This is a genomic window from Kamptonema animale CS-326 (assembly GCF_028330895.1).
Taxonomy (GTDB): Bacteria; Cyanobacteriota; Cyanobacteriia; order Cyanobacteriales; family Microcoleaceae; genus Kamptonema; species Kamptonema formosum.
This window is the reverse complement of sequence record NZ_JAQMUA010000313.1, coordinates 1-3,448: the sequence shown is the minus strand read 5'-3', so window position 1 is coordinate 3,448 and position 3,448 is coordinate 1. Positions and strand designations below refer to the sequence as shown.

3 protein-coding genes are annotated in these 3,448 nt (G+C 44.6%); 2 read left to right on the top strand and 1 reads right to left on the bottom strand.

Annotated elements, in window-relative coordinates:
* The first annotated feature begins 53 nt into the window (after window positions 1-53).
* Window positions 54-671: a hypothetical protein gene (locus tag PN499_RS18035; RefSeq protein ID WP_272033477.1), complete on the top strand. Its 618-nt coding sequence runs from the start codon at window positions 54-56 to the stop codon at window positions 669-671.
* Here the strand turns inward: PN499_RS18035 and PN499_RS18030 are convergent.
* Window positions 668-1,564 carry a PPC domain-containing protein gene (locus tag PN499_RS18030; protein ID WP_272033476.1) on the bottom strand — a complete coding sequence of 299 codons (897 nt, stop codon included), beginning with the start codon at window positions 1,562-1,564 and terminating at the stop codon, window positions 668-670. The genes PN499_RS18035 and PN499_RS18030 overlap by 4 nt on opposite strands.
* Before the next feature lie 142 nt (window positions 1,565-1,706).
* Here PN499_RS18030 and PN499_RS18025 point away from each other — a divergent pair, with 142 nt between their 5' ends.
* Window positions 1,707-3,410: a flavin monoamine oxidase family protein gene (locus PN499_RS18025; RefSeq protein WP_272033475.1), complete on the top strand. Its 1,704-nt coding sequence runs from the start codon at window positions 1,707-1,709 to the stop codon at window positions 3,408-3,410.
* Window positions 3,411-3,448 lie beyond the last annotated feature (38 nt).

Sequence of the window (3,448 nt, the reverse complement as noted above, 5' to 3'; positions counted from 1 at the left end):
GCTCCCCCTCTCTTCCCCTAGCCCCTAGCCCCTAGCCCCTAGCCCCTAGCTATATGTTTGCAATTGTGATTTGGAGTCTAATGGTTGGTAGTCTCGGCATTGAGGCTGTAATCTTTGGCGGTTGGCTGCACCGCTATCAGTTTGTTGAAGCTCAACAAAGTGAGGAGGAAGAAATTTTGACGCACTACGAATCTAAGGATGATAATATTCCGGTGACAGATCGGATACAATCAAATAGCAATCCCAACTCCGGTTTTAAGGATTCTCAATTAATTGGCTGGGAGTTTAAGATTGTGCGGGCATCGAGCGATTTATTCCGTAATCCTGCTATTTTCCATCGGCTGTGTGAAGAAGAGGCGCAAGTAGGCTGGATTTTATTAGAAAAGCTGGACGATCGCCGAGTGCGGTTTAAGCGCCCGATCGCGATGCGTGACATGGAAAGGTCGGATTTACCACGTTTTGATCCCTATCGATCGCACTATGGCTCAGGCTCAAATTGGCTGGCGATGCTAGGCGCGATCGTATTACTCGCAGCTATGGTTTTACCCGCTGTTTTGGGTTATGCTTTAGTGTCCAGCACTTCGATCAAATCTCGTTCTAATTGGCCAGATATACCCATTCAATCTCTCCCTGCTTCTCCTACACCAGAAGATCCTCAATTAGTTCCCTAACTTGATGAGGATGCTAATGTTAGGTCATAATTAGTATTACCTTGAAATTGAGAAACGCGGACAAAATAAAGACCCGCAGGTAAAGGTCTTGAAGTAATAATTTGTTCCGAAGCCGTCCCGAAATTCGTCGAGGAATCCACTAAACCATTGAGGCCAACTATCCCATCGCGGTTGATATCCTGAAGTAATTCTACATCTGCATCTGCACTCAAACCGTCCAGAGTTAAACTGAAATTGCTAGGAGAATTGAGGAGAAAACTGTAAATATCCACAGGTTCAGTATCACCTACAAAGTCGCTCACACCTTGACTTCCATCCAGTACACCCAGACTACGAGCCGAGGTTAAATCTTCGCTTTGAGTGGGGGGAACGCTAACAAGAGTTTCTTCTAAGCTAAAGCGGAGATAATGCTCAAAGGCACTTCTGACTACACCGTTATTTACGGCTGCTGCTACAAGCGGGTATTTTTGCAGATAATAATCAGGGTCAAAAAGAAGACTCGGCTGGCGGTTTTCAAATTGACCTAACTTGAGGTAATGTTCTGCAAGAGTGAGTTGATTTCGTTGTACCGCTGCGGTCACATCTGGATTATTCGACCCATAAAAGGCCGTATCGAATAAAGGGTTAGGGTTGCGGCGTTCAAATTGACCAAATCTGATAAAATGATCGGCGGCTGTAATTTTTCCTTCCTCGACTGCGGCTGCTACATCAGTGTTTGTTTCTAGATAATAGCTAGTATCGAATAGAATATTGGGATCTCGATCTTCAAATTTGCCAAATCTGTTAAAGTGGTCAAACCCACTAGAAACTTTGCCGTTGGCGATCGCCAAACCGACATCAGGGTTGTTTTCCAGATAAAAGGCGTTGTCGAATAAGCTTCTAAGGTCTAACATTCCTAAAAAATTCTCTCACTGACTTAGGGTGCAAACCGTTCCATAGTATTGTACTATTCACTCTTGTAAATTGTACTTGGATTTACGAAATTAAATCTATCATCATAATTCTGCAAAAAATACTTGTGAGTGTCCCTGGAGTATGGCTAAATCTGACTTGATGGCAACGCTGCGCCGTGCCTACAGCATTGCCCAGACCTCAATTAAAACAGGAATTCCGGCGGATGAGCTCTTAGATAAAGCGAGCGATCGCACCTTGGAAAATCGTGTCTCTCGCCGTCGTCTGCTACACGGTGGCTTAGCCGCAGCCGGGGCGATCGCAGCCACCACCTTCACGCGAGACGGACACCGCGCCCTTGCCCAAGACACAGGAAGATCCCCCATTTTAATCGTCGGCGGCGGAATTGCAGGGTTAACAGCCGCCTACCGCCTCCGCCAAGCAGGAATTCGCACCGACATTGTAGAGGCTACAAACCGCCCAGGCGGCCGCATTCGTACCTCGCCCAAAGTAGGAAGTACAATCATCTCAGCCGAACTAGGTGGAGAATTCATCAGCACCAGCCACACCAGTTTAATATCTTTAGCAACAGAACTCGGTTTAATGGCGATCGACCTTAAACAAGTTCAAGAAAGGTTTGTTGATAATACTTTTTACTTCCAAGGTCGCAGAGTCACCCTCGCACAATTAACCACAGATTTTGCTCCCTTAGCCCAGAAAATTGAAGCAGATTTAGCCGCAATTGGAGACACTCTTAGCTACAAATCAGCTAATGAAACAGCAGAAACCTTAGACAATACTTCCCTTGCTGAATATTTAGACAATGCCGAAACTAGCACCATCATTCGTCAATTGTTGCGGATTGCTTACATAGCTGAATATGGCCGCGACGTTGAAGAACAATCTTGTCTCAATATGCTATTTTTAATCGGCACTGAAACCAACAACTTTAGTGTCACTGGAAACAACGATAAGCGGTATCAAATCGAAGGTGGCAACGAAAAAATTATCCAAGGACTAACAAATTTAGTAGCCGATTCGATTGAAACTGCCACAGTTTTAGAAGCTGTAAATACTCTCTCTGATGGTCGTTACCGAGTCAGTTTACGCTCAGGACAAAGTGCTTTTGACCGCACCTACGAGCGGATTTTATTCGCCTTGCCTTTCACCACACTGCGGCAAGTTCAGCTTAATGTCAATTTGTCCCGCGAAAAACGGTTTGCTATTAATAATTTGGGCTACGGTACTAATAGCAAATTAATTACAGCTTACAAAAGCCGAGTTTGGCGTGAATTTTATCGTTCAACTGCCGCTGTTTACTCAGATTTAGGATTTCAAACTACTTGGGAACCAACACCTTTTGCTCCCACTGGCAACGGTTTAGTAACTGAATTTCTTGGTGGTAGACAAGGTTTAGCCCTTGGTAGCGGTACGCCAGAAGACCAAGCACAAAGATTTGTGTCACAATTTGATAAAGTTTTTCCCGGAGTTAAAGACGCTCGTATTGGTAATGCTGTCAGAGCTTTCTGGCCAGGAGAACGTTTTTTCCAAGGTTCTTATGCCTGTTATTTAGTCGGGCAATGGACTCGAATGTATGGCGTAGAAGGAGAGCGTGCAGGCAATCTATATTTTGCTGGAGAACACACTTCTTTAGAAAATCAGGGTTATATGGAAGGAGGTTGTGAAACAGGAGAAAGAGCTGCTATAGAAATTTTGGAAGATTTGGGTTTAAGTTCTTCTGCTCAAAGCTTATCGCAGCGTAGAGCCACTAATCTAAGTTCTCCTCGTCCTAGTCGCAGAGTACCCAGAAATCGCAATTCTAGTAAGTCTAAACAAAGCATAAGATAGTGGTAATGGGTAATGGGTAATGGGTAATGGGTAATTGG

Excerpts from the sequence above, each read along its gene's own strand:
- PN499_RS18030 (WP_272033476.1), bottom strand. The coding sequence starts at position 1,564 with ATGTTAGACCTTAGAAGCTTATTCGACAACGCCTTTTATCTGGAAAAC.
- PN499_RS18035 (WP_272033477.1), top strand. The coding sequence starts at position 54 with ATGTTTGCAATTGTGATTTGGAGTCTAATGGTTGGTAGTCTCGGCATT.
- PN499_RS18025 (WP_272033475.1), top strand. The coding sequence starts at position 1,707 with ATGGCTAAATCTGACTTGATGGCAACGCTGCGCCGTGCCTACAGCATT.